General features: G+C 68.6%; 6 protein-coding genes. 4 read left to right on the top strand and 2 right to left on the bottom strand.

Annotated elements, in window-relative coordinates:
• Both ACFQ36_RS20480 and ACFQ36_RS20475 read right to left on the bottom strand, forming a co-directional pair.
• The coding region (locus tag ACFQ36_RS20480) for a UvrD-helicase domain-containing protein (protein ID WP_377017031.1) at positions 1 to 1,056 on the bottom strand (1,056 nt) is incomplete at its 3' end.
• Entirely contained in the window at positions 1,053 to 1,451 is a 399-nt protein-coding gene (locus ACFQ36_RS20475; RefSeq protein WP_377017029.1) for an MGMT family protein, read from the bottom strand. The genes ACFQ36_RS20475 and ACFQ36_RS20480, both read right to left, overlap by 4 nt.
• Positions 1,452 to 1,526: 75 nt before the next feature.
• Between ACFQ36_RS20475 and ACFQ36_RS20470 the strand changes: the two genes are divergently transcribed.
• From ACFQ36_RS20470 to ACFQ36_RS20455, 4 genes are all read left to right on the top strand, one after another.
• Entirely contained in the window at positions 1,527 to 2,237 is a 711-nt protein-coding gene (locus ACFQ36_RS20470) for a 3'-5' exonuclease (protein WP_377017027.1), read from the top strand.
• 83 nt (positions 2,238 to 2,320) lie between these two features.
• Positions 2,321 to 3,313, top strand: coding sequence for a methionine ABC transporter ATP-binding protein (locus ACFQ36_RS20465; RefSeq protein ID WP_377017025.1), 993 nt, complete (start codon positions 2,321 to 2,323; stop codon positions 3,311 to 3,313).
• Positions 3,310 to 4,053, top strand: coding sequence for a methionine ABC transporter permease (locus ACFQ36_RS20460; protein ID WP_377017023.1), 744 nt, complete (start codon positions 3,310 to 3,312; stop codon positions 4,051 to 4,053). Before ACFQ36_RS20465 ends, ACFQ36_RS20460 begins: the two co-directional genes overlap by 4 nt.
• 134 nt (positions 4,054 to 4,187) lie before the next feature.
• Positions 4,188 to 5,033: a MetQ/NlpA family ABC transporter substrate-binding protein gene (locus ACFQ36_RS20455; protein WP_377017021.1), complete on the top strand. Its 846-nt coding sequence runs from the start codon at positions 4,188 to 4,190 to the stop codon at positions 5,031 to 5,033.
• Positions 5,034 to 5,175: the final 142 nt, after the last annotated feature.

Below are 5,175 nucleotides of genomic sequence, written 5' to 3'. Positions count from 1 at the left end.
GCGGTGCCCGCCGGCCACCTGCGAAATCCGCGCGGCGACCGACTGCCACGCCGCGGCGACGGGGCCGGACATCCGGTGCGAGGTGTGCAGCGGGACGGTCCGCAGCGGAGCGGCATCCGTGCCAAGCAGCAGGGGCAGCTCCGCCAGCAGGTCCGGACGGGCGCCGCGGAAGCCCTGGACGACCGTGTCGGGCGAAGCCGCCAGCACCGTGTCCTTGTCGGCGGCCAGCACTGCCAGCAGTTCGTAGACGGCGGGGTTGGCCTCCTGCAGGTCGTCCACCAGGATCAGGTCCAGCCGGCGCCGTTCCTGGGCCAGGAAGTCCTCGTCCTCCAACAGCAACTGCCGGGCCGAGGTGATGATCCCGGCAGGATCGAAGGCCTCCGGCATGCGCAGGTCGATCAGGTCCCGGTATTCCCGGAAGAGCGCCGCGGCCGCGCACCAGTCCTGCCGGCCGCAGAGCCGGCCCAGCTCCTCCAGCTGCTCCGCCGTCCCGCCGTACTCGATCACGCGGTCGAAGAGCTGGCGGACTTCCTGACGGAAACCGCGCGTCTTCAAGGCTTCGGCCAGGTCCTCCGGCCAGGCAATGGCGGCCCCGAGGCCTGCGCCGTGCCCGGCGAGCAGGTCCGCGATCATCTGGTCCTGTTCGGGCCCGGACAACAGCCGGGGGGAACGGTCCAGCAGCGGCAAACGGCCCTCGATCCGGGCCCGCCGGATCAGGTCGAAGGCGTAGGCGGACCAGGTCCTGGCCGGCGAGGTGCTCAGGCTGCGGTCCAGGCGGGCGGTGAGCGCATCACGCAGCCGGCCGGCGGCCAGGCGCGTCGGCGCCAGCATGAGGATGCCTGCCGGGTCCAGTCCGGCGTCGACCCGGCGGACCGCATGTTCCACCAGCACGGTGGACTTGCCGGTGCCGGGCCCGCCCAAGACCAGGACCGGACCGCAGCCGGCGGGCAGTCCGACCACCGCGGCCTGGTCGGCGCTGGGATCGGGCACCGCGGAGCGAAGCCGTTCGGGCGGGGCCAGCCGCAGGTTGGGGACATTCAGCACGGGATCGCTCACGCGTCCATTCCACCAGTTGCCGCCGACAGTTTCGCGCCAAGGGCTGCGCTGATGGACTCGATGCGCTCGAAATCACGTTCCCCGGGCATCCAGCGCGCCACGGACATCCGCACCCTCGGCAGCATCGTCCGGGCAGGACCGGAGGGGACAACCAGCTCCGTCCCCTCCAGGCGGTAGTGTTCCCGGGCCTGCTGGACCAGTGCGGCCGGCAGCGAACCGTCCGCCCGGACGATCCGCCACCACGGTACGGCCGCACCGTGCAGGGCCAGCACGCGGCCGACCTGGCGTGGCCCGGCGGTGCCGAGCAATTCGGCAATATCCCCGTAGGAGAGGACCTTGCCCGCCGGCACCAGGGCGGCCACCTGCAGGACCGCCTCGACCAACTCCTCGCGCATGGTCCCACTCTACGGGCCCCCGCCGTCGTGCCCCGCCGGCCAAAACCGTCCCCGGCGGCCGGTAGCGTTGTAGGCATGAACAGCTGGCATGAACTCCCCCGCGCGGCCTTCGACGTCGAAACCACCGGCCGCGATCCCCACCAGGCGCGGATCGTGACCGCCTCGATAGTCTTGGTGAACGCGCGCGGCGTGCCGCTGCAACAGCCGGAGTGGCTGGTCAATCCCGGCGTGCCTATTCCGGAGGAAGCCTCTGCCATCCACGGCATTACCACCGAACGGGCCGGGTTTGAGGGCCAGGACGCTGCCGAAGCCGTGGGGCAGATTGCCGGGACGCTGGCGGACTACTTCGCTGCCGGGATCCCCGTGATGGCCTTCAACGCCGCCTACGATTTCACCGTCCTCGCCGCCGAATGCCGCCGTCACGGCGTCACGCCGCCGGCCCCGCGCCCGGTGATCGATCCGTACATCCTGGACAAGCAGATGGACCGCTACCGCCGGGGCAAGCGCACCCTGGTGGCGCTGAGCGAGTTCTACCAGGTCAGGCTGGACGCGGCACACACTTCGGCCGCGGACGCCTTGGCCACCATCGGCGTCGCGGATGCCTTGGCCCGCAAGTATGCCGCCCTCCAGACGGACCCCGGGCAGCTGCATGATTCGCAGGTGCGCTGGGCAGCCGCCCAGGCGGCGTCGTTCCAGGAATGGCTGCGCCGGACCAAGCCGGACGCCCTGGTGGACGGAGTGTGGCCGGTGCGGGACTTGGTGCCCGCCGCCGGCTGTCATACTTAACACCGGACCGTGCCGCCGTGCTATCGCGCGCAGGGGGTGCTGCGTCCGGACATTCCAGTTGCCGCCCACCTAACCGAGGATTCATGATCACAGTCACCGACCTGCGCAAGGTCTACCGCCAGGGCAACCGCGAGATCGTTGCCCTCGACGGGGTCAGCCTCGAGGTGCCAAAGGGATCCATCCATGGGATCATCGGCCACTCCGGTGCCGGCAAGTCGACCTTGGTCCGCTGCCTGACCCTGCTGGACAGCCCGACGTCCGGATCGGTGAGCATCAACGGAGCCGAGCTGAGCTCGGCCCGGGACCAGGACCTGCGCGCCGCCCGGCGGCGGATCGGGATGATCTTCCAGCATGCGAACCTGATGGACTCGCGTACGGCCGCGCAGAACGCGGCCCATCCGCTGGAAATCGTCAAGACCCCCAAGGACCGCATCCGCGCCAGGACCGCCGAACTGCTCAAGCTCGTCGGCCTGGCCGGCTTCGAAAACGCCTACCCCTCGCAGCTGTCCGGCGGCCAGAAGCAGCGCGTGGGCATTGCCCGGGCCCTGGCCTCGGACCCGGATGTGCTGCTCTGCGACGAACCGACCTCCGCCCTGGACCCGAAGACCACCGACGAAATCCTGGCGCTGATCCAGGACCTCACCCAGCGGCTGGGCCTGACCGTGCTGATCATCACACACGAGATGCACGTAGTGAAACGCATCTGCGATTCGGTGTCCTTGCTGCAGGCCGGCCGGATCGTGGAGCACGGCGGACTGCGCGAGGTGGCAGCCGGCCTGGGCAGCGAACTGTCCCGCACCCTGCTGCCGCTGCCCTCGGCCGAGCCGCTGGGCTCCGGTGCCGTCCTGGAAATCCTGTACTCGGGCGAACGGGCTTCGGAGCCCATGCTGACCTCCGCTGCCCGCCGGTTCAACCTGGACCTGAATGTCCTGGCCGGCAGTGTCGAGACGCTTGCCGGCACGCAGTTCGGCCACCTGCGTATCCAGCTGCCCGACGGCGCGGATCCCGTCCCGGTCGCCGCCTACCTCGAAGACCTGGGCGTATCGGTCCGGGCCGATGTGAAGGATGCAGTATGAACTTCATCGAAGACCTGATGACCAACCCCGGCATTACCAAGGCGCTGCCGGAAGCCATCGTCGAGACCCTGCAGATGGTGGCGATCTCCGGGATCTTCACCCTGGTGATCGGGCTGCCGCTGGGCATCTTCATGAACACCAGCGCACCGGGCGGGTTGCGGCCGATGCCGGCAGTCAACCGCATTGTCTCCGACATCATCGTCAACATCACCCGGTCCATTCCCTTCGCCATCCTGATGGTGGCCCTGATCCCGCTGGCCCGGCTCATCACCGGCTCGTCCATCGGGCCGATTGCCGCCTGCGTCTCGCTGACCATCGGCACCGTCCCCTTCTTCGCCCGGCTGGTGGAAAGCGCGCTCCGAGACGTCAGCTCGGGCAAGATCGATGCCGCGCTGGTCATGGGTTCCACCCGGATGCAGGTCATCGGCAAGGTGCTGGTGCCCGAGGCGATGCCCGGCCTGGTGGCGGCCCTGACGACGACGCTGGTCACCCTGGTGGGCTACTCGGCCATGGCCGGCATCATCGGCGGCGGCGGATTGGGCAGGCTGGCCTACAACTACGGGTTCCAGCGTTTCGACACCACCGTCATGATCGTGACCATCGTGATCATGGTCGTCCTGGTGCAGGCCATCCAGTGGACCGGCGACGCCGTGGTCCGCCGTGTGGACCACCGGAACGCCGCCACGGCGGGCACCCGCAAGGTGCGCCGGCATGAGCCGGACACCACGGTCGGCGTCTGAGCCGGCCGCGCAGTTTTCCCGTCCGCCGGCACAGTGCCCGGGCGGGACCATGCAGCCAGTAGCCGCTAGCTGCACCACGCCCGGACCGGCCGGCTGGCGCACGGTCCGGGGTAATTGGAAAGGAACGCACACGGATGCGTAAAGCACTGACCCTCATTGGCACCGGCCTTGCCGCTGCCCTGGCACTGACGGCTTGCGGTGGAGGCAACAACGCCTCCGCCCCCAGTGCCGGGGCCACGCTGGACCCAGCCAATCCCACCGTGGTCACGGTCGGGGCCACCCCGGTTCCGCAGGCCCAGATCCTCGAGTACGTCGACCAGAACCTGGCCAAGAAGGCCGGCATCGACCTGGAAATCAAGGAATTCGACGACTACCAGCTGCCGAATATCGCCTTGGACGACAAGTCCCTGGATGCGAACTACTATCAGCATCTGCCGTTCCTCGAAGACCAGATCAAGACCAAGGGCTACAAGTTCGAGCACGGCGCGCCGATCCACATCGAGCCCTATGCCGGCTTCTCCGCCAGGCACAAGAAGGTCAGCGAGATCCCCGACGGCGGCACCATCGCCATCACCAACGATCCGGCCAACCAGCCGCGCGCACTGAAGGTGCTCGAGGCTGCAGGCCTGCTCAAGGACATCAAGGACGACTCCTCGGCGCTGAACCTGACGGACGAGCAGAATCCGAAGAAGCTGAAGTTCGAGGAGAACCAGCCCGAGATCCTGCTTCCGCTGGTGGACGACCCGAAGATCGACCTGGCCCTGATCAACGGCAACTTCATCCTGCAGGCCGGGCTGAGCACCGACGACGCGCTGGTGGTCGAGTCCGTCAAGGACAGCAAGTACGGCAACTTCCTGGTCTGGCGCGAGGGTGGGGAAACCCCGGCGATCGCCAAGCTGGACGAGCTGCTGCACTCTCCCGAGGTCAAGGCCTACATCAAAAAGACCTGGCCGAACGGTGATGTGACCCCCGCCTTCTGACGGATTCCGGCCGGCACAGAAAAGCCCGGCGGCCTCCCCCACAGGGGGAGGCCGCCGGGCTTTTCTCGTCTGCGTCCGCGCCGGAACCTGGCTGGCGTCCGGCAGGGGTCCCCGTCCTTCGCTTCGCTCAGGACGGGGACCC

The organism is Arthrobacter sp. GCM10027362 (assembly GCF_042679445.1).
In the GTDB taxonomy this organism is placed as follows: domain Bacteria; phylum Actinomycetota; class Actinomycetes; order Actinomycetales; family Micrococcaceae; genus Crystallibacter.
Note: the sequence above shows the minus strand (reverse complement) of the source record. Positions and strands in the feature narration are given on the sequence as shown.

Coding starts and splice junctions, on each gene's coding strand:
- ACFQ36_RS20475 (WP_377017029.1), bottom strand. CDS start 1,451: ATGCGCGAGGAGTTGGTCGAGGCGGTCCTGCAGGTGGCCGCCCTGGTG.
- ACFQ36_RS20470 (WP_377017027.1), top strand. CDS start 1,527: ATGAACAGCTGGCATGAACTCCCCCGCGCGGCCTTCGACGTCGAAACC.
- ACFQ36_RS20465 (WP_377017025.1), top strand. CDS start 2,321: ATGATCACAGTCACCGACCTGCGCAAGGTCTACCGCCAGGGCAACCGC.
- ACFQ36_RS20460 (WP_377017023.1), top strand. CDS start 3,310: ATGAACTTCATCGAAGACCTGATGACCAACCCCGGCATTACCAAGGCG.
- ACFQ36_RS20455 (WP_377017021.1), top strand. CDS start 4,188: ATGCGTAAAGCACTGACCCTCATTGGCACCGGCCTTGCCGCTGCCCTG.